Annotated in this window: 18 protein-coding genes and 2 pseudogenes; 18 read left to right on the plus strand and 2 right to left on the minus strand. The window is 68.6% G+C overall.

The annotated features are described in order from the left end of the window. Nucleotides 1-196: 196 nt before the first annotated feature. The 9 genes and pseudogenes from ABD993_RS20490 to ABD993_RS20530 all read left to right on the plus strand — a co-directional run. Nucleotides 197-972: pseudogene (locus tag ABD993_RS20490) on the plus strand (transposase); the annotation flags it as partial. A gap of 321 nt (nucleotides 973-1,293) precedes the next feature. Next, the gene (locus tag ABD993_RS20495; protein ID WP_345420786.1) at nucleotides 1,294-2,094 is read left to right on the plus strand and encodes a transposase; all 801 of its coding nucleotides are present in this window, start codon (nucleotides 1,294-1,296) and stop codon (nucleotides 2,092-2,094) included. Nucleotides 2,095-2,219: 125 nt separating this feature from the next. After that, nucleotides 2,220-2,720, plus strand: coding sequence for a transposase (locus tag ABD993_RS20500; RefSeq protein WP_345420788.1), 501 nt, complete (start codon nucleotides 2,220-2,222; stop codon nucleotides 2,718-2,720). A 317-nt stretch (nucleotides 2,721-3,037) separates the two neighbouring features. After that, a complete protein-coding gene (locus ABD993_RS20505; RefSeq protein WP_345420791.1) occupies nucleotides 3,038-4,729 on the plus strand; it encodes a serine hydrolase domain-containing protein in 1,692 nt (563 codons plus the stop codon). A gap of 294 nt (nucleotides 4,730-5,023) precedes the next feature. Then, a complete protein-coding gene (locus tag ABD993_RS20510; RefSeq protein ID WP_345420794.1) occupies nucleotides 5,024-5,797 on the plus strand; it encodes a response regulator transcription factor in 774 nt (257 codons plus the stop codon). A gap of 161 nt (nucleotides 5,798-5,958) precedes the next feature. Continuing rightward, nucleotides 5,959-7,113, plus strand: a complete 1,155-nt coding sequence (locus ABD993_RS20515) for a serine hydrolase domain-containing protein (RefSeq protein WP_345420797.1) — start codon at nucleotides 5,959-5,961, stop codon at nucleotides 7,111-7,113. 18 nt (nucleotides 7,114-7,131) lie between these two features. Beyond that, nucleotides 7,132-8,691 (plus strand): class I adenylate-forming enzyme family protein, encoded by a 1,560-nt coding sequence (locus ABD993_RS20520; protein ID WP_345420800.1) that lies wholly within the window; start codon nucleotides 7,132-7,134, stop codon nucleotides 8,689-8,691. A 4-nt stretch (nucleotides 8,692-8,695) separates the two neighbouring features. Then, nucleotides 8,696-9,817, plus strand: a complete 1,122-nt coding sequence (locus ABD993_RS20525; protein WP_345420803.1) for a GAF domain-containing sensor histidine kinase — start codon at nucleotides 8,696-8,698, stop codon at nucleotides 9,815-9,817. Further along, nucleotides 9,811-10,431, plus strand: coding sequence for a response regulator (locus ABD993_RS20530; protein ID WP_345420805.1), 621 nt, complete (start codon nucleotides 9,811-9,813; stop codon nucleotides 10,429-10,431). Before ABD993_RS20525 ends, ABD993_RS20530 begins: the two co-directional genes overlap by 7 nt. Nucleotides 10,432-10,810: 379 nt before the next feature. On the opposite strand, the gene ABD993_RS20535 is transcribed toward ABD993_RS20530, so the two are convergent. Then, nucleotides 10,811-11,446: a TetR/AcrR family transcriptional regulator gene (locus ABD993_RS20535; RefSeq protein ID WP_345420808.1), complete on the minus strand. Its 636-nt coding sequence runs from the start codon at nucleotides 11,444-11,446 to the stop codon at nucleotides 10,811-10,813. 95 nt (nucleotides 11,447-11,541) lie between these two features. Between ABD993_RS20535 and ABD993_RS20540 the strand changes: the two are divergent. Both ABD993_RS20540 and ABD993_RS20545 read left to right on the plus strand, forming a co-directional pair. Next, nucleotides 11,542-12,006 (plus strand): annotated as a pseudogene (locus ABD993_RS20540) (SDR family oxidoreductase); the annotation flags it as partial. A 36-nt stretch (nucleotides 12,007-12,042) separates the two neighbouring features. Then, a complete protein-coding gene (locus ABD993_RS20545; protein ID WP_345420833.1) occupies nucleotides 12,043-12,666 on the plus strand; it encodes an NADPH-dependent F420 reductase in 624 nt (207 codons plus the stop codon). A gap of 40 nt (nucleotides 12,667-12,706) precedes the next feature. Here the strand turns inward: ABD993_RS20545 and ABD993_RS20550 are convergent, their stop codons facing one another. Beyond that, nucleotides 12,707-13,603, minus strand: coding sequence for a LysR family transcriptional regulator (locus ABD993_RS20550; protein ID WP_345420811.1), 897 nt, complete (start codon nucleotides 13,601-13,603; stop codon nucleotides 12,707-12,709). 164 nt (nucleotides 13,604-13,767) lie between these two features. Between ABD993_RS20550 and ABD993_RS20555 the strand changes: the two genes are divergently transcribed. From ABD993_RS20555 to ABD993_RS20585, 7 genes are all read left to right on the plus strand, one after another. Beyond that, nucleotides 13,768-14,391, plus strand: a complete 624-nt coding sequence (locus ABD993_RS20555) for an NADPH-dependent F420 reductase (RefSeq protein ID WP_345420813.1) — start codon at nucleotides 13,768-13,770, stop codon at nucleotides 14,389-14,391. 67 nt (nucleotides 14,392-14,458) lie between these two features. Further along, complete coding sequence (locus ABD993_RS20560) at nucleotides 14,459-15,781, plus strand: NAD-dependent epimerase/dehydratase family protein (protein WP_345420816.1); 1,323 nt, start codon at nucleotides 14,459-14,461, stop codon at nucleotides 15,779-15,781. A gap of 34 nt (nucleotides 15,782-15,815) precedes the next feature. After that, nucleotides 15,816-16,319: an NAD(P)-binding domain-containing protein gene (locus ABD993_RS20565; RefSeq protein WP_345420819.1), complete on the plus strand. Its 504-nt coding sequence runs from the start codon at nucleotides 15,816-15,818 to the stop codon at nucleotides 16,317-16,319. 193 nt (nucleotides 16,320-16,512) lie between these two features. Further along, nucleotides 16,513-17,400 carry an LLM class flavin-dependent oxidoreductase gene (locus ABD993_RS20570; RefSeq protein ID WP_345420821.1) on the plus strand — a complete coding sequence of 296 codons (888 nt, stop codon included), beginning with the start codon at nucleotides 16,513-16,515 and terminating at the stop codon, nucleotides 17,398-17,400. A 632-nt stretch (nucleotides 17,401-18,032) separates the two neighbouring features. After that, complete coding sequence (locus ABD993_RS20575; RefSeq protein WP_345420824.1) at nucleotides 18,033-18,464, plus strand: hypothetical protein; 432 nt, start codon at nucleotides 18,033-18,035, stop codon at nucleotides 18,462-18,464. Further along, nucleotides 18,461-18,757, plus strand: a complete 297-nt coding sequence (locus tag ABD993_RS20580) for a transcriptional regulator (RefSeq protein ID WP_345420827.1) — start codon at nucleotides 18,461-18,463, stop codon at nucleotides 18,755-18,757. Before ABD993_RS20575 ends, ABD993_RS20580 begins: the two co-directional genes overlap by 4 nt. Nucleotides 18,758-18,832: 75 nt before the next feature. Beyond that, nucleotides 18,833-19,137: transposase (locus ABD993_RS20585; RefSeq protein ID WP_345420830.1), on the plus strand; the 305-nt coding region annotated here is incomplete at its 3' end.

The following is a 19,137-nucleotide window of genomic DNA, read 5'->3' on the forward strand; positions in this document are numbered from 1 at the left end:
CAGCACGAGGCATGGCCGGAAAACTACACCAGTGTCACTCTAACTGAACGGTATTGGGGCTAACCCGGAGCTTTCATCGCGGTTCGGCGCGTGAGGTGTGTCGGAAGGCTGGAGAGCGCCACTGACCAGCGAGGATGGGGATTGCTGAAGTCCTTGTCGTCGCGTAGGCAGGAGCACCCGCCAGGTGAAGTAGGCTATCGGGTTCTACCCGTGCCCGGACCTCGACACGGCAGCGACCGCGGTGGTGTCGCACGCGGGGACGCTGCTGCTGACCGAGACCATCGGCAAGGTCGTCCTCGACCGGGCCCTGTCGAGGACGCTGGAACCGTGGCGGCCCCGCCTCGCGGTGCACGACCCGGCCAAGATCCTGCTCGACCTCGCGCTCGGCTCGTCGTGGGTGGGGACTGCCTGGCCGACGTCGCGTCGTTGCGCGCCGAACCCGCCCTGCTCGGGCCGGTCGCCTCGGATCCGACGGTGTCATGCGCGATCGATCGCCTCGTCACCGACGCGGCCGCGGGGTTGACCGCGATCGACACCGCCCGCGCCGCAGCGAGGGCCCGCGCCTGGGCGCTGGCCGGAGCTCATGCTCCCGACCACGACATTGACGCCGTGAACCCACTGGTCATCGACGTGGACGCCACCTTGGTCACCGCCCACTCCGAGAAGCAGGGAGCGGCTCCGACGTTCAAGAAGGGGTTCGGGCACCACCCGTTGTGGGCGTTCGTCGACCACGGCGCTGCCGGGACCGGTGAGCCCCTCGCCGCGCTGCTGCACCCCGGGAACGCCGGTTCGAACACCGCCGCCGACCACATCACCGTGATCCGGACGGCGCTGCGCCAGTTGCGCGGCCTCCGGCCCGGGCACCGAGCCGGGCGGAAAGTCCTGATCCGCATCGACGGCGCCGGCGCCTCCCACGAACTCCTCGGCTGGCTCGTGTCTCAGCGCCTGGCCTATTCGGTCGGGTTCGGGCTAACCCAAGCCATCGTCGACCAGCTCGCCGACTGAACCGCCCCTGCGTGTCCGGAGAGCTAACGGCTTGAGCCCTGCGGGGGACCGTAAGAACATCGGCTCTGGCACAGAAGCGGTGGTGTGCCAGCGGCGCGTCACGAACGAGTGAACGAGCGCGGTCTGTGATCGTGACTGTGCGGTCATGATCTTGACGAACTCTTGTTCCCCGGTCTGTCCTCGCTGGTGATCGAGGGGGCGACTGGTGTCGCTGCCGTGATGCGGATCAGAGCACGCAGCACACGGCGGGATGCAACGTGACCGGCGTGTGGGACGCGGTCGCAGCGGGTGCACGCCTGGCAGGTCCGGCATCTGAATGACCTGCCGGTCGCAGGCCGCCGGATGGTCCTGGAGCTGCGCGTCCGGCGGCTCTGCACCGACACGTCGTGTCTGCAGCGGACGTTCCGGGAGCAGATCCCGCTGCTCTCGGTGAAAACTGCGCGGCGCACGGTCCGACTGACGGAGATGATCGGGCAGATCGCGGTCCGGCTCGCCGGACGAGCCGGCTCGGCGGTGCTGGGCCTGCTCGGGGTCGCGGTGTCCCGCTCGACGGTCCTGCGCACTTTGCTGATGCTCCCGCTACCGTCGACCACCGGCCCCGTGCCGCCGGTGCTCAGCGTGGACGACGTGGCGTTGTGTCGGGGCCGCCGCTACATGAGCATGGTCATCGACCCGGTCACCCATCGCCGGATCGACGTGTTGCCCGACCGCAAGGCCGCCACGCTCGCCGAATGGCTACGCCAGCGTCCCGGTGTCCAGGTCGTCTGCCGAGACGGCTCCGCCGCCTGCGCCGAAGCCATCCGCGACGGCGCACCCGACGCGATGCAGGTCAGCGACCACTGGCACCTGTGGCACGGACTCGGGGCGGCGGTGGAGAAGACCGTGATCGCGCACTCCGACTCCTGGCGCCCCGATCCCGACACCGACCCCGGCAGATCGGTTCCCGCGACTGCGGCCCAGCCGGACCGGGTACAGCAGAATCGGCCCCTGGCCGAGCGCACACCAGAGCCAGGCACGCCCAGGTACACCGACTGCTCGACCAGGGAATCGGCCTACTCGAGTGCGCCCGGCGGCTCGGCTGGGCGCTGAACACCGTCAAGCGCTACGCCCGCGCCGCAACCTCGCAGGACCTGGTCCGCCCACCCCGATTCGGCACGACCCTGGTCGACCCCTACCGTGACCACCTCCGCCGACGATTGACACTCGATCCGAACGTGCCCACCACCCGGCTGCTGGCCGAGATCCGCGAACAGGGCTACCCCGGCAGCGCGAACCTGCTCGTGCGCTACCTCGACCAGGGCCGCGCCGACACCGAACGCGACATCCCTGCTCCACGACGGCTGGTCTCCTGGATCATGACCCGCCCGGCGGATCTCCCCGAACCCGAACGCACTCACCTCGAGGACCTCGTGAGCAGCTGTTCGCAGCTCACTGCCCTGGTCGGGCACGTCCGCGACTTCGCGGCACTGCCGACCCAGCGGCGCGGCGACGAGCTGCACGCTTGGATGAGCATCGTCGACGACACCGACCTGTCCTCCCTACACGGGTTCGTCCGCGGGCTGCGCAAGGACCTCCCGGCTGTCGTCGCCGGACTGACCCTCCCCTACGGCAACGGCCCCATCGAGGGCGCGAACACCAAGGTCAAACTGCTCAAGCGACAGATGTACGGGCGAGCCAGCTTCGCATTACTCCGCCGACGAATCCTGCTCAACTGACCCGGCCTACCACCGCTGCTGCGCCAGAGCCGGAAAGTTGACAGTCCCTGCACATCAGCAGTTGGGGATGTAGGCCGCCCGTCGGCGTTCCCCTTCCGAGGGAACGGCTACTGTCTTGCGACAGTATTGGTGGCGAGGAAGCGTACCCGGGCTGCGGCCCCAACGTTTTCGAGTCGACGCACAGCGTCACTAGGCGACAGCCCGCCACCGCAGTGGCCGATGAGTCTTGCGCGTACGACGCGCGATCACTCGGGCTCCCCAAGCTGGCCTGACGGTTGGCGGGCTGATCGCCCTTGTGTCGAACAAAGGAGATCGATGTGAGAGGGCGTAAGCTCGTCGTCCTCGCGGTCAGTGCCATGGCTCTAGTAGGAGTGGCCATAGCGCCGACAGCGAGCGCAGCAGTTGCGGACGGTCAGAAGCACTGTGGCAGTCCGGTGAATGGTGTCTTCGAGAAGGCGACTCCGGAGGAAGTGGGACTGAGCAGCGAGAAGCTGAGGGAGGCCGCCGGGTTCGCGGCTTCCCGCGGCACCCTGAGCTTCCGTGTCTATCGCAATGGCTGCGAAGTCTTCGTCGGCCCTTATGACGGCCTGGTCTCGGACATTCCCAGGAACAACTTCAGCCACACGAAGACCGTCCTCGCGCTCAGCGCCCTGCGGGCACAGCAGCTCGGGATCATCGACATCGACGAGCCGATCGGTGAGTACGTCCCGGAGACGGCCGAGGACGTCGATCCGGTGAAGCTGACGATCACCACGCGTCAGCTGCTCGAGATGAGCTCCGGTATGCACACGCAGTACGTCTGGCCGGAAACGGCGGCGCCCGACGGGGTCGAGATCGCGTATGCGGACCCGCAGGACCACGCGCCCGGTACGTTCTGGGAGTACAACCAGATCCCACTCAACCTGGTCCCGCATGTGATCGAGAGTGCGCTCGGCGGCGACGTCGACTACCAGGACTGGGTGCAGAAGGAGATGTTCGAGCCGCTCGGGATCCCGAGGGACTCGTGGTTCTGGCTGCGGGATCGGGTGGGTCACACGCTCGGCTCGCACCACCTCTTCTCCTCGCCCAGGCACATGGCTCTGATCGGTGCCCTGATGGACGGTGAAGGGACTGTCGGGGGCAGAGAGCTGATCGCCAAGGGGCTCTACGACGAGCTCATCAAGCCGCTGGACCACATCGGTCAGCCGTCCTACGGTCTGTTGACCTGGTTGAACAGCGGAGACTCCTACAAGACCGTCGGCACGATCTGCACCGGTGACGCCACCCTCGACCGGCCGCTGATCGAGTCCGCCCCCCGCGACATGTACTTCAGCTACGGCTGGCGAGGCATCCACACCTACGAGATCCCGAGCTTGAACATGTCCGTCGTCCAGACCACGGCGCCCGACGCGATCACCGCCGACGTCCTCGACACCGCGCAGTCGGTGTGCTCGGTCGAGATGGGCGAGTTCTACCACGAGTTCTGGCGAAAAGTCTCCGCGGCGGTGATGGACGCACCGCAGCCCGACCCGGGTCCGTGGCACAACCCGCAGCCAGTGCGCGCTCCGCTTGATCCCGAGCTGTTCACTGACCAGATCACCAACGGCGACCTCTCCCGCTCCATTGCAGTCGGGCCCTGGGCCCCGAAGGGGTGCAGCCCGGCCGGATGTGACGGGAAGCTCTACTACGAGGGCTACGCGAAGCTCTCCCGAGAAGCGATCACCGCTATCAGTGCATCGCTGGTGAGAACCCTGGCGAACATCACGGCCGGCGAGGAGGCCGGAGCCGCACTGATGGGCCCCGACACGCTGCTGCCGACCGGCGACGTGCTCGGTGCCGCTGGTCGAGGTGTCGTCGAGCGTGAGCTCGCGGCGGGGTGCCAGGACTTCCGCGCGGGCAAGGACCCTCACGACGTCCTGTCCGAGCGCCGGGCGAACGTGGCCCCGCTGGGCGGCGCGCATGGCGCGGAGTTCGGCAACGCGTTCACGATGGCCATGGCCGACGCGCTCCCGGCGTTCTGCACGGCGTAGGGGTCCGTGTTCCCGGACCGTAGCTGATTCGTACGCGGTGCTCGTTCGGGACCCAGCACACCCGGACCTGCATCCGCGTGACGGGGCCGTTCTCTGGGCTCGACTGCCGGCATGGCGGTGCGGGTCCAGAGAACGGCCCGGTCGGTCGTTCGATGCGGTCCTGCGATCACGAAGCGGACCATGCGCCCATTCGGACGTAGTGCAGGACGAAGGAGCACGGTCTCCTCCCCGGTGATGAGGCGACGACGCCGGATGGTCCCGGCGCGTCGTACTGGCCGGAAGAGAAGGCTGGACATGGCCGCCGACGACATCACCACCACACCACCGCCCCACACGAGGTCGTGCTCCGGGGAGGGGGAGCTCGTCGCGTTGTTGGACGGCCTACGCCTCGTCTGCCAGGCCGATCTTGCGGCGGGCTGCCCGCTCGCTGTTCACCGGTCCGACGCGGTTCGCTCGGCGGTGGTCCGGGCGGTGATCGGATCTCGGACGGATGCTCTGCAGGGAGCTCGCATCGTCGCCGGCCACGGGGTGGGCGGGCAGGTGCTGATTAGCGGTATGCCATTGCTCGTCGAGCCGTACCTGACCGCGTCGGTGATCACTCATCATTTCGACCCGATCGTCCGTGCTGAAGGGCTCACCGCGGTGCTGGTACTTCCCGTCGTGGTGGATGGCGCCGTGGTGGGTGTCGTGGGGGCGGGGTGGAGGTCTCGGGCGATACGACCCCCCGGCATGGTTCACGCCGCAATGGCTTGGGCGCAGCGGTTCGCAGCGTTGCCGGCCTTCGCGCTGGCGCGGAATCTGAGTGCGTCGACACGAACGATCGCCGAGGGGGCGGTCGCCGGTGGTGACTGCGGCTCATCGTCGCGCAGCAACCGGAATCTCCTCACGCCGCGAGAGACCGAGGTCCTTCGCCACATCGCTGACGGCGCGACGAACGGGCAGATCGCAGCCCGCCTCTACCTCACGGAGGGCACGGTGAAGGCGTACCTGCGGAGCGCGATGCGGAAGCTGTCGGTGCGGAACCGGACTGGAGCTGTGATGGAGGCCCAGCGAGCCGGGCTCATCTAGTGTCACGTCCGGACGCGTCGGGGCCGAGATCGGCGGATCCACGCGCCTGCCCCCTCCGCGAGAGGCGGCCGCAGCCGCTATCCATTCGGGTGTAGTGCGGCTCGCGGCGATCCGGATCTACTGGTTGTCTACCAAGCCTGCCTTGGAACGAGGGAGTTCACATGAAGGCTGAGATTGACGAGCTGCTCCGGGCCGCGGTCGACCGCGGTGACGTGCCCAACGCGGTCGCGGTGGCGGCCGACCGCGACGGTGTGATCTACGAGGGCGGGGCCGGACCTCGGGCGGTCGGGTCGGCAGACGCCGCAGGCCCCGACACGACGTTCCGGTTGGCGTCGATGACCAAGATGATCACGACTGCGGCCGTGCACCGACTGGTCGAGCAGGGCCGGATCGACTTGGACGCGCCGGTGGCGTCGTACCGCCCGGAGTTCGACGACCTCATGGTGCTGGAGAGCGTCGAGGGAGACACCCCGAAGCTGCGACCGCCGGCATCTCGCGCGACGGTCCGCCAGCTCGCCTCGCACACGTCGGGACTCGGATACTGGTTCTGGAACGCCGATCTCGTCGCGTGGGAGGCCGCCACTGGTGTCCCGAACGTCCTCGCCGGTGACGCACGTGCCTTCACCGCGCCGCTGGTGGCCGACCCGGGTACGAAGATCGTGTACGGGCACAGCACCGACTGGCTCGGCCTGATCCTGGAGACGGTGTCGGGCCAGTCCATCGACGTGCACCTCAAGGAGTCGATCCTGGAACCGCTGGGGATGGCTTCGACCGCGTTCGCGATCCCGGAGGACCAGCGCGCCGGGCTGTCGCCGGTACACGTCAAGGGCGAGGCAGGCGCCTGGGTCGCCACCGACATCGACTGGCCCCGGGAGCCGGACTGGTGGCCGGGTGGGCACGGGCTGTACTCCACCCCGCGCGACTACCTGCGGTTCCAGCGGATGCTGCTGTCCGGCGGCGAGCTGGACAGCGTCCGCGTGCTGTCCCGGGAGTCGGTCGATGCGGCGTTCAGCAACCAGGTGGGTGAGCTGACCATGCCGGAGGTCATTCCGACGGCATCGCCGATGCACAGCTGTGACTTCCCGACCGGACCCGGGCGGGTGTGGGGTCTGGGGCTCATGCTGAACACCCAGCAGGAGGCGGGGATGCGAGCGCCGTGGAGCGGTGCCTGGGCCGGGCTCTGCAACTCGCACTTCTGGGTCGATCGGACGACCGGGGTCACCGGTGCCATCTACAGCCAGTTCCTGCCCTTCGTCACGCCTGAGTCGATGGAACTTTACGCCGAGTTCGAGAAGGCGCTCTACACGGGTCTGTGACAGGGAGGAGGACTGACGATGAAGAGGCCAGGAGACATCCTGCCCGCCCTCGCCCGCCGGTTCGGAGCCAAGACGGCGCTCGTCACTCGCGACCGCATCCTGAGCTACGTCGAGGTCGACGAGCTCAGCGACCGGGTCGCAGCGGGGCTCGCCGAGCGTGGGGTGCGACCGGGCCAGCCGGTGTCGCTGTACGCGCAGAACTGCTGGGAGTGGGTCGTGTCCTATCACGGCGCCCTCAAGGCCGGCGCAGTCGTGAACCCGGTGAACGTCATGCTCACCGCCGAGGAAGTCGCTTTCGTGCTGCGTGACTGCGGCGCCGCGGCGGTGCTGACCAGTTCTGAGCAGGCGCCCCGGGTCGCCGAGCTGACGGTCGACCTGCCTCAGCTGAACGGGGTCTTCGCGTTCGGCGGGAGCGACGCGGACGGGGTCGTGCCGTTCGACGACCTGCTGGCTTCGACTGGTGCGGTGCCGGACGTCGACCCCGACCCCGGCGACGCGTGCACCATCGGCTACACCTCCGGCACGACCGGGTATCCGAAGGGTGCGGTGCAGAGCCACCGGGCGGTGATGTGGAACTGCGCGATGACGGCGACCATGCACGGCCGCACGGCAGACGACGTCGTCGTCACCGCGTTGCCTGCGCCGCACGTCTACGGAAACGTGGTGATCAACTCGACGTTCCTGGTCGGCGGCACCGTGGTGCTGATGGAGCGTTTCGACCCGGCTACTGTGCTGCGCCTGATCCCTGAGCACCGCGCGACCCTGTTCGAAGGCGTCCCGGCGATGTACGCGATGCTGCTGGCCCACCCCGACCTCGCCGGTGCAGACCTGTCGTCGCTGACCCGGTGCACCGTCGGTGGCCAGACCATCCCGGTGTCGACCGTGCAGAGTTGGGAGCAGCGCTGTGGTGCGCCGCTGATCGAGCTGTGGGGCATGACCGAGATCTCAGGGATCGGCATCACGCACTCGGTACACGTGCCCGGGCCTCCGGGGTCGATCGGCGTCTCGCTACCCGGGGTGCAGGTGCGTATCGCCGACCTGGAGGACGTGACGCGGACCGTCCCGGCCGGTGAGCCGGGCGAGCTGATGATTCGTGGACCCATCGTCATGCTCGGCTACCATGGGCGGCCCGAGGCGACCGCCGAGGCGCTCGAACCCGACGGTTGGCTGCACACCGGCGACATCGCCGCGATGGACGAGGACGGATACGTGTTCGTCGTCGACCGGCGCAAGGACATGATCATCACCGGCGGCTACAACGTCTACCCTGCCGAGATCGAACGCGTCGTCGCCGCCCACCCCGGCGTCGCGATGGTTGCGGTCGGACCCGTGCCGGATCCGGTTCGCGGCGAACTGGCCTGTGCATACGTGGTGCGCGCGTCGGACTCGACGATCACAGAGCCTGAGCTCATCGCGTTCGCCCGCGAGCACCTCGCCGCGTACAAGGCGCCGCGGCGGGTGCAGTTCGTCGACGCACTGCCGGCGACCTCCACCGGCAAGATCATGCGCCGCGAGCTGATCAAATCGCTCGATGTCGGCATCACGGTCGACACCACGGTCGACACCGCGATTAACTAGACACATGGACGGCGACGTGCTGCGAGACCTCGTGCGTCGGCGCGCGGGTCTCGCAGCCTTCGTCGAACGCGACCGGGCATGGCGTGCAGCCGTCGACGTCGTCACACGCACCTTCGGCGACGTTGCCTGGATCGCCGAGCTCGGTTCGGAGGACCTCGACGGCGGCCTCGTCCTTCGTCATCTCGGCGGGTCCAGGGGCTCGGGCCTTCAAGGGCTCCAGATCCCCGCCGGTCTCGGCCTCACCGGGAAGGTCTTCCTCCAGCAGCGCGCCGAGTGGGTCGACGACTACTTCGCCGCCTCGCAGATCACCCACACCTTCGACCACCACATCGACCGGGAGGGTATCCGTCGCCTGCTCGCGGTCCCCGTCATGGCGACAGGGAGGGTCCTCGGCGTGCTCGCGGTCGGTGCCCGTGGCGACGGCGTGTTCGGCAGCATCGCGGCCGACTACGCCGCGAGCGTCGCCGACGAGGTGTCCCGCGCGGTCGCCGTCGCCGATTGCGCGCGAGCTGCCCGCGACGCCGCGGTCCACGCCGAGCGTTCCCGGATGGCCGCGGAGCTGCACGACAGCGTCGGAGCGTTGTTGTTCTCGATCGGGTCGGGCATGGCCACGCTCGTCGAGGCGGCCGGCACCGATCCGATTCTCCGTGCGCGGCTTCGAGAGCTGCAATCCCATGCCGCTCAGGCGTCGACGGCGTTGCGCGATTCGCTGCGCGCGTTGCACGCCTCGCCGACCGCTCTCGAGCTCGCGGTCGCCCTGCGCGCCGACTGCGCCGCGTTCGCCGATCGCGCCGGAATCCCGGCCGAGCTCGTCATGCTCGACGACGACCTCTCGCTGTCACCCGGCCGCCGACCCGCGGTGCTCAGCGCCGTGAGGGAAGCGCTGCTCAACGTCGAGAAGCATGCCGGCGCCAACGGAGTCGTCGTGACGGTGAGCCGGCACCGAGCCCCCGAGCGGATCGTCGTGGCAGTCACCGACGACGGTTGTGGCATCTCGGACGACCAGCCACACGGCATCGGTCTGACCACCACGGCCGAGACTATAGAGCGACTCGGCGGACGCCTCACCGTGACCGGGGACCCCGACGGCCGAGGCACCACGTGGCGGATCGAGCTGCCGTGCTGACCGGTAGCATCGAGGTGGTCGTCGTCGACGACCATCCCGTGGTGAGGGATGGCGTCGCGGCGCAGCTCAGCCACCACCGCGACATCCGCATCATCGGCGTCGCCACGACAGGTGAGGAGGCGTTGTCGGTATGCGGCCGACTCCGCCCCGCGGTCGTGGTGCTCGATGTACGGATGCCCGACCTCGCGGCGCCCGACATCGTGGCCGGAATCCGCGAGGTCTCACCCGTCACCAGAATTCTCCTGTTCACCGCCTTCCCCGAGCACGTCAGCGTCGCCTCCACCTTCACAGCGGGAGCAGCAGGACTCGTCGTCAAGGACGCGTCCCTGGCAACGCTTGCCACCGCGATCCACGACGTCGTCCGCATCGGCCGCTACCGCAGCGCCGATGACGACGCGACCGGCTCCGCGGCCGCGGAGACCGCCCTCGTGTCCGCGCGCGAGTACGACGTCGTCCGCCTCGTCGCGAGCGGACTCACGAACATCGAGATCGCTGAACAGCTTCAGCTGTCGTCGAACACGGTCAAGGCGTACCTACGAACGGTCATGCGCAAGCTCGACGCCCGCAACCGCGCCCAGCTGATCACCCGGGCGCGATCGCACGGTCTCCTCTAGCTCGACCCATACCGGTCCCGCGCGACTGCGACGCCGAATTCAAGCCCGTCATCGTGCGCAAGCGCCGGCGCCGCTTGGACGGGATCGACGAGATCGTGCTGTCGCCGCGATGAAACATGGCGACGCCTGTGTGGCATGGCCCGTGGCATGAGTTCCGAGGTTTGCCAGTGATGTCAGCACCGTGAGGATCGTGAGCCGCGCGATCGGTGCTGGTGGAGCGCTGAGGGACGCTCCTCGGTTGCCTCGTAATGCGTAGGTCTGGGGTTCGACTCGCTCTCGACGTCGATGGTCCGGGGTCGACCCGACCATCCTGCGCCTCAGCCCGTCGAGAGGGCGCGGCCCGATCTCGTGACACGCTCCCCTGTGCGAGTCCTGGCAGCTAACGCGTGGGCCGCGCCGGACCGGCTGTGGTCTCGCGATCGTCGCCGGGCTGCTGAGCCGACGACGCGGGGATGGCGTTGTCGATGATGATGGCTGCGATGGCGGCGGCGGTGGGGAACGAGTCGCGGTCGAGCACTCGGGTGCGGACCGAGGCACCGTCGATGAGAAGGGCCAGCTGTTCGCCGAGCTGTTCGGGGTCGGTGGCGCCGGCTTCTCGGGCAGTGGCGGTGAGCCGCGCGGCGATGGCGGTCTTGTAGTCCCGTGCGTACTCGGACGCGGGGTGCTGGGGGTCGTGGAGCTCGACGGCCGCGGCGAGGTAGGGGCACAAAGGTGTGGACGGGGGCAGCTCGAAGGCGGCGAGGAGCCGTTCGCGAGGGGTGAGGTCGGTGCGGTCGAACACTCCCGGCAGGACCTCTGGATCGAACCGGCGCAGGTACTCGGCGACGAGCTCGTCCTTGCTCGTGAAGTGCTGGTAGGCGGTGCGTTTCGACACCTCGGCGACGGCGCAGAGCTGATCCATGCCGGTGCGGTTGATGCCCTGGTCGCGGAACAGTTGCTGTGACGCACCGAGGATGCGTTCGCGTGCACCCCGGCCGCGACGTCGGCCCAGGGGGCCCTTCTCCACCTCTGGCATGGCTCCACCATAGACCCCTCGGTACTGACCTGTGTACTTAACTTGTACTTCCGTCCGTCCGACCCCTAGAGTCAAGTACACAGGATAGTTTACTTAAGGGTGGAGGGATCGTGGGAGAGCTCGAGGGCAAGGTCGCGGTGATCACCGGGGAACAGTTCGACCGCGCGTTCCGGCTCAACGCGCGCGGCATCCTGTTCACCGTGCAGAAGGCCCTACCACTGATCAACGACGGCGGCTCGATCCTGATGACCGGCTCGAACGCCTCCCTGGGCGCCTTCCCTGGCTGGAGCCTCTACGCAGGGAGCAAGGCCGTCCAGCAGTCGTGGGCACGGGTCTGGCTCAACGAGCTGCGCGACCGCCGGATCCGGGTCAACGTCCTGACCCCGGCCAGGTCGCCACCGCCAAGCAGGAGGAACTGTTCGACGAGGCGACGAAAGCCGCGTTCGAGTCCCTCATGTCCTCGTGGCCAGATGGGGCGTCCCGAGGAGATCGCCTCCGTCGCCCTGTTCCCGGCCTCCGACCACTCCAGCTACGTCAACGGCCTCGAGCTGGTCGCCGACGGCGGCACCACGCAATCTGAGAAGAGAGCACACCTCATGAGCAGCATCACCATCATCGGTACCGGCAACATGGCCCGCACCCTCGGCGCGCTCGCGGTGAAGGGCGGCAACACCGTCGAGGTCATGGGACGAGATCAGGCCAAGGCCCGCCGGCTGGCCGACCTGTTGGGCGGCGGCACGACGACAGGCGAGTGGGGCGCCGTCCCCGCCGGGGACATCGTCGTCGCGGCCCTGTTGTTCGACGGGGTCGTTCCGGTTGTCGCCGAGTACGGAGACGCGCTCGCGGGCAAGGTCCTCGTCGACATCAGCAACCCCTTCAACGCCACGTTCGACGGCCTCGCCCACAGCGAGGAGACCTCGATCGCGCAGGAGGTCGCCACGGTGGCTCCCGCTGACACCCGCGTGGTCAAGGCCTTCAACACCATCTTCCGTGGCGTCCTGGAGACGGGCCGTCCCGACGTCTTCCTCGCCGGTGACGACGCGCAGGCCAAGTCGGACGTGGCGGCGTTCGTCGAGAGCCTCGGGCTGCGCCCGCGCGATGTCGGCGGTCTGAGGATGGCGCACTGGCTGGAAGGGATGGGCGTGATCACGGTGGGCCTCGCGGGCAACGGGGTCGGCCACTGGGACTTCGCCCTCGGCGTCGACGACTTCGCCGGCTGAGCCCGGGGGTCCTTCCTCGGCACATCGCCCGAGTCGCGTGTCAGCGCAGGCCTTGACGCTGCCACATCTCGTAGTTCCCACACTCCGCTGTGATCTCGGCTGTGGCTCGGGCTGCAGCGACGAAGTCGTCGACCACGGTGGAGGTGCGCGATGCCGTGACGGCGAGACACACCTGGTCGGGCTCGATGTCCGAGACGGGGACGTAGCTGATGTTCGGGTGCGAGTAGAACACGGTCGCCGACCGCGCCAGAAACGAGATGCCCCGGCCTGACGCCACGTGCTCGAGTGTCTCGTCGACTCCGCGCACCAGATACCCGGCGTTGGGGTGCGGACGGCTCGTGGGCTGTGTGCTCGGGTCGGAGTCCCACAGCAGAGGCTCGCCGGCCAGATCGGCCTGGGTGATCTGTTCCTTGCCGGCCAGTCGGTGGCGGGTGGGCAGGACCGCCACCCGCGGCTCGGTGTACACCGGGATCACGCGCAGTCCGGTCTCGTCGATGGGCAGCCGTACGTAGCCGATGTCGATGCGGCCGTCGAGCAGCTTGGCGGCCTGGTCGTCCCCTTCGAGCCGTTGCACGTCCACGACCACGTCCGGGTGCCGCTCGGCGAACCGTTCGATCGCCGGGGCGACCGCGACGCCGGCCCGGAAGCCGACCATGAGCCGACGGCCGCCGCGGGCGGCGAGGGTCACCCGATGGCGGGCCGCGGCGGCAGAGGACAGCAACGGACCGGCGTCGGCGAGAAGCTGCTCGCCGGCGTCGGTCAACGTCACCCCGTGGCTGTCCCTCATCAGCAGCGCGGCCCCGAGGTCGTGCTCGAGTGCGCGGATCTGCCTGCTGAGCACCGGCTGGGCGATGTGGAGGTCGTCGGCGGCCCGGCCGAAGTGCAACCGGTCGGCCACGGCGACGAAGTAGCGCAGTTTGCGCAGGTCGAGATCCACGGAGCCTCCTGGTGCGGCGATGCCCCCATGGTATCGCCGTGATCGAAAGAGGTCTTGGACTCCGACCCCGGGCCGGTGGCAACGTCGGGTTGCGAGGCCCTGCACCGCACGTCGGACGCGGTGGGCACGGGCCCCTCACTCCACTACGGAAAGCAGGGACACCCATGGGCGGCATCAGCATCATCGGCCTCGGCGGCATGGCCCGCGCTCTCGCCGAGCGGGCGCTCGCAGGCGGCCACGTCGTCGAGGTCATCGGCCGTGACCCGGCCAAGGCCGAAAAGTTCGCTGCCGAGCTCGGAGGCCGCGCCATGACCGGGACGTTCGGAGCCACCCCGGCCGGCGACATCGTCATCCTCGCTGTGCCACACGCGGGCGGCGTACCGGTCGTCGAACAGTATGGGGACGCGTTGGTAGGCAAGGTCGTCGTCGACATCTCCAACACGTTCGCCGGTGCCGACGACACCACGCTGGTCACCCCGGAGGGCACCTCCGCCGGGCAACAGATCGCCGAGGCCCTGCCGGCGAGCGCGCACGTGGTCAAGGCCTTCAACACCGTCTTCGGTCACGTCCTCGCCCAGGGCGGCCGACTGGATGTCTTCCTCGCGGGCGACGACGCGGCGGCCAAGGCGAGTGTGGCGGCGTTCGTCGAGAGCCTGGGCCTGACGCCGCGGGATGTCGGCGGGCTGGCGATGGCGCACTGGCTGGAAGGAGCGGGCCTCCTGCTGATGGGCCTGGCCCGCAGCGGCGCAGGTTTCAACGTCGCCCTCGGCGCCCAGATCCTCGACTGACTGCGCCCGCACTCGGTCGACAGCACGGGGGAACGACAGTTCCGTCGAGCACGGAGAGAGAGAACTGATGCGCGTCTTCGTCACCGGTGGAACCGGCCATTCCGGTTCGTTCATCATCCCCGAGCTCGTCGCCGCAGGCCACGAGGTCATGGGCCTGGCCCGCTCGGACACGGCCGCCGCCGCGCTGACCGCGCTGGGCGCGACGGCGCGGCGCGGCGACCTCGAGGACCTCGACGGGCTCGAGGAGGCGGCCGCGGACTCCGACGGTGTCGTCCACCTCGCCCACCGCCAGGACCTGCTCCCCACCGGCGGGATGAGCGCCGTGGCCGCCGCAGAGATCGCGGTCATGCATACCTACGGCGAGGCGCTCGCGGGCACCGGCAAACCGCTGGTCGTGGCCGGGAGCATCGGATCTCCGGGCAGCCTGGGGCGACCGGCCGTCGAGGAGGATCCGGCCCTGCCCAGTGGCGACGAGCACGGTGGCACGCTGCGGGCTCGCAACGTCGTGGAAAGGGCCGTGATCGACCTCGCCGAGCGTGGAGTGCGATCGTCGGTCGTCCGGATCGCCACCATCGTGCACGACACGACCGACACTGCCGGCTTCCTTCCCCTGCTGATCGCGCTGGCGAAGGAGAAGGGTTTCGTCGGTCACTCCGGAGAGGGCACGAACCTGTGGAACGCGGTGCACGTCCGCGATCTCGCCTCCCTGTTTCGCCTCGCGCTGGAGAAAGGGCCGGCAGGCAGGTACTGGCACGCGGTCGAGGATGGGGGAATTCCCTTCCGGGACATCGCGGAGGCCATCGGCAGCCGCCTGGACCTGCCCGTCGTGAGCATCCCCGAGGACGAGCTGATGACGCCGGGGTACTTCGGCTTCCTCGCGAACATCGTCACCCAGAGCTACCCGGCGTCCAACCTCATCACCCGCCGGACCCTGGGTTGGGACCCCGGCCGACCCGCCCTCCTGGCGGATCTGGACAACGGCCACTACTTCCCCGACGTCTCCTCAGCATCCCAGGACGACGACGTGGCCACGTTGGAGAAGTTCGTCGGAGGCGGCGAGGGGGGCCTTGCGATGGTCGACGAGAACGCCGTCTGGTGGGAGGCGAGGAGCTTGCCCTGGGGCGGGGAATGGCGCGGGCCGGACGGGTTCGCACGGCTGACCCGTGAGATCGACCTGCTGGCGGAGCTCACCGTGCGCGAGCATCAGATCGTTCGCGCAGGCGACGTGCTGGAGCTGCGGCTCGACGCCGTGTTCACCTCCCGCAAGACCGGGCGTTCACTGCCGATGAAGGTCGTGGAGCACTACCGGGTCCGCGGCGGAAAGATCTTCGGCGCCGACGCCTTCTACAAGGACACGCACGCCGTCAACGAGCTGGTGAGGAACGGCTGACCCGCGTGACCACCAACGGACCACGGAACTCCTCATGACGACCGTGGGCTTCATCGGAAGCGGAAACATCGGCACGACCATCGCGCGGTTCGCCGTCGAGGCCGGGCATCAGGTCGTGCTCAGCAACTCCCGCGGTCCCGACACAATCGCGCGACCGGGGCCGCAGGCGTCCGCCACGACGAGTGAGGAGGCCGCAGCGGCCGGCGAGATCGTCGTGATGTCGGTGCCGGTGTCGTCCTTCCCCCACCTACCCACCGCCGAACTGGCCGGGAGGACCCTGATCGACACCTGCAGCCATCTTCTTCACGCACCTGCGCCGGCTGGCCCGGCCGGCGGGTGCACCCGACCGCTCGTACCTGCCGATCGCCGGGGACTCCGAGCGCGCGAAGGCCGCGGTGACCGACGTCATCGAATCCCTCGGGTACGGCGTCGTGGACGCGGGATCACTGGCCGACAGCCGGCGTCAGTCGACGGGGACGCCGGTGTGGGGCACCCCGTACGGATCGTCCTCGAACGACAGGGGCCGGCCTGCAGGTGAAGAGGCCATCCGCGCAGCACAGGCCGCCGCGGCCACGTAGCCGCACCGCTGAACGGCACGAACAGCGGTACACCCAGGACGTCCCCGGTGCCGGGGTGCACTCGGCGAGCACGCGGCCATCCGCCCCACTCGCGTGCACCCGGCCATCGCCTCGTCATGGCCGGCCGCACACCAATGACTGAAGGAGATATCGATGCCGGACTACGGTCATCCTCTGCGTTTCGCCACATTCATCTCCCCCGCCAACTCCCCGGCGCACCGTCCGATCGAACTGGCGCAGCTCAGTGAGCGGCTCGGTTTCGACTTCGTCACCTTCCAAGATCATCCCTACAAGGCCGACTTCCTCGACACCTGGACCCTGCTGAGCTGGGCGGCCGCGCGGACCGAGCGCATCGGCCTGTCCGGCAACGTGCTGAACCTGCCCTTACGCCAACCCCCCGCCGTGCTCGCCCGCGCGATGGCCAGCCTCGACCTGCTCTCCGGTGGACGAACGAGCCTCGGGCTCGGGGCCGGCTTCTTCTGGGATGCCGTGCAGGCGATCGGCGGACGGCGGCTGACCCCGCTGCAGGGTGTGACGGCCCTCGGCGAGGCGATCGACGTGATCCGCGGGGTCTGGGACGCCTACATCCCCGGTCCCCTCGATGTCGATGGCGAGTTCTACACGGTCCACGGCGCCGAGCGCGGACCTGTGCCCGCACACGACATCCCGATCTGGCTGGGCGCCCACAAGCCGAAGATGCAGGAGCTGGTCGGACGCAAGGCTGACGGGTCGCTGCCGTCCCTGCCGGTCATGGAACCTGGCGGCCTGCCCAAAGGCAACGCCATCATCGATGACTCCGCACGGGCCGCAGGCCGGGACCCTCGAGACATCACCCGTCTGCTCAACATCTTCCCGGGCCGGCAGACCGCGGAAGCGCTAGCCCAGATGACCCTCGAGGACGGCGTCAGCATCTTCATCCTGGCCAGCGACGAGCCCGATGTCCTCGAACGCTTCGCCGCCGAAACGATGCCCGCCGTACGCGACCACGTCGCCCTCGGACGCAGATATGCACAGCGAGCCGCGGTCATTTGTCAGCGATGAAGGCGCCGTGGGTAGGGGGTGAGTTGGTCGGGATCCCGGGCGAGCATCAGCGAGGCCCCGCCGTGGTGATGGTCGAGGAGTCGGATCGAGGGCAGGCCGCCATGTATCGGTCTGTCTACTCTGGACGGGAGGGCACTGGTGATGGCAATGAGCTGTGGCCATCTCGCGTCGCAGGAGGCAGCCCATACAGCGGCGGTGAGGCTCTGGCCTGCAAGATGCAATGCAGCTCACATCGCCGGTTTCCTTGTGCAAGGCGAAGGTTGGGGTTCGCTTCCATCGTCTATACAACGCTCTGAGCGGCGAAGACTTCGCGGCTCCAGCACCCTTCCGTTGGCGTGAGGCGATCGCCTGCAGGGCGAAGCGGCTGGCCGTCACCGCCCGCTCGGGGCTTTGCCCTCCGCCCGCAGGGGCCATGCGAGCTCCTGCTCGGTAACCGGGCCCCGGGCTGCATCGCTTGGCCGGCGAGTGGACCCTTCTGAGCCGGCGTGGCGTCCAGCAAGGTGGTGTGCGATCGGCCCGGTGACGGGCGGGGCGTCGTGGTTGCGGGTGAAGGGCAGATTCGGGTGTCTCAGGTAGTGCCCGAGCCGGACTGATAGTTGCCCTGCAGGAAACCATCGAATATGGTTGCCACTATGGCAACTATCGAGCCGGACCCGGATCCGCGTGAGGCCTCCACCAGGCTCAAAGCCGTCGCCGATGCGCGACGCGCCGTTCGAGACCGTCCCTGGCCTGTGTGGTTGTATCCGCTCAACGCGCTCCTGCTGGGTGGGCTGGCACTGGCCGGACTCCTCGGTTCGGCGATGCTTGCGACCGTGGTAGCGCTCGTCCTCGGCGTCGCCCTGGCCGCACTCAACTACCGGGCAGGCCGACTGATCGGCACTCCGTTCGCGATTCCGAGTAGCACGGGCTTCCGCGCGCTCGTCGCTGCTTCTGGAGCCTTCGTGATCGTGTCGCTCTTCACGCGAGCCGCAGGCCTGGAATGGGTCATCATGGTGTGCGCTGTGGGGGCGGTGATCTGCTACGGCCTGGGCTCGATTCTGCACTACCGCAGCACTCGGCGATGACCGCACACCTGAACCAGGTCATCCATCCGACTCACCGGCTGAAGATCTGCGCCATGCTCGATGCCGGCACCACCGTCGAGATGGCCGTCATCAAGGATGTCGTCGGCATCAGCGCATCCGCGCTGAGTAAGCAGGTCGCAGCGCTCGTCGACGCTGGATATGTCACGCAGGAACGCTCTCAGAAAGACTCTCGCCGCGTCTGGTTGACACTGACAGCACAAGGCAAGTCGGCTTACCGAAGCCATATCCGCGCACTCCAGCAGATCGTCGCCGGCTCCATTCAGCCCTCGTGACACGCACTAGTACTGCAACGGCAGTTCGGCGTGTCGTGAGAGGGTTTAGCCTGGTCGGGCGGTGATGATCACCGTGTGGTTGATCTTGCCGGGTGGGTGGCTTCGTTGGACGCGGTGGTGGAGCTGATCGCTGGCCGGTTCCGCAGGGCCGAGCCACGTCGCCGGGTCGGGACCTACCTGCGCGGACTGCTGGCGGGCCTGGAGCGCGAGAACGGCTGGACGTTGGCCGAGCATGCGGGGGCGGTGTCGCCGGACGGGATGCAGCGGCTGCTGCGCACTGCGGACTGGGACGTCGACGGTGTCCGCGACGACCTGCGCGGCTACGTGATCGAGCACCTCGGCGACACCCCGTCCGGGGTGTTCGTGGTCGACGAGACCGG

This window comes from Pseudonocardia xishanensis (assembly GCF_039541715.1).
Classification (GTDB): domain Bacteria; phylum Actinomycetota; class Actinomycetes; order Mycobacteriales; family Pseudonocardiaceae; genus Pseudonocardia; species Pseudonocardia xishanensis.

Excerpts from the sequence above, each read along its gene's own strand:
- ABD993_RS20510 (WP_345420794.1), top strand. The coding sequence starts at position 5,024 with ATGGCCGCCGACGACATCACCACCACACCACCGCCCCACACGAGGTCG.
- ABD993_RS20515 (WP_345420797.1), top strand. The coding sequence starts at position 5,959 with ATGAAGGCTGAGATTGACGAGCTGCTCCGGGCCGCGGTCGACCGCGGT.
- ABD993_RS20520 (WP_345420800.1), top strand. The coding sequence starts at position 7,132 with ATGAAGAGGCCAGGAGACATCCTGCCCGCCCTCGCCCGCCGGTTCGGA.
- ABD993_RS20525 (WP_345420803.1), top strand. The coding sequence starts at position 8,696 with ATGGACGGCGACGTGCTGCGAGACCTCGTGCGTCGGCGCGCGGGTCTC.
- ABD993_RS20535 (WP_345420808.1), bottom strand. The coding sequence starts at position 11,446 with ATGCCAGAGGTGGAGAAGGGCCCCCTGGGCCGACGTCGCGGCCGGGGT.
- ABD993_RS20545 (WP_345420833.1), top strand. The coding sequence starts at position 12,043 with ATGAGCAGCATCACCATCATCGGTACCGGCAACATGGCCCGCACCCTC.
- ABD993_RS20555 (WP_345420813.1), top strand. The coding sequence starts at position 13,768 with ATGGGCGGCATCAGCATCATCGGCCTCGGCGGCATGGCCCGCGCTCTC.
- ABD993_RS20560 (WP_345420816.1), top strand. The coding sequence starts at position 14,459 with ATGCGCGTCTTCGTCACCGGTGGAACCGGCCATTCCGGTTCGTTCATC.
- ABD993_RS20565 (WP_345420819.1), top strand. The coding sequence starts at position 15,816 with ATGACGACCGTGGGCTTCATCGGAAGCGGAAACATCGGCACGACCATC.
- ABD993_RS20570 (WP_345420821.1), top strand. The coding sequence starts at position 16,513 with ATGCCGGACTACGGTCATCCTCTGCGTTTCGCCACATTCATCTCCCCC.
- ABD993_RS20575 (WP_345420824.1), top strand. The coding sequence starts at position 18,033 with ATGGCAACTATCGAGCCGGACCCGGATCCGCGTGAGGCCTCCACCAGG.
- ABD993_RS20580 (WP_345420827.1), top strand. The coding sequence starts at position 18,461 with ATGACCGCACACCTGAACCAGGTCATCCATCCGACTCACCGGCTGAAG.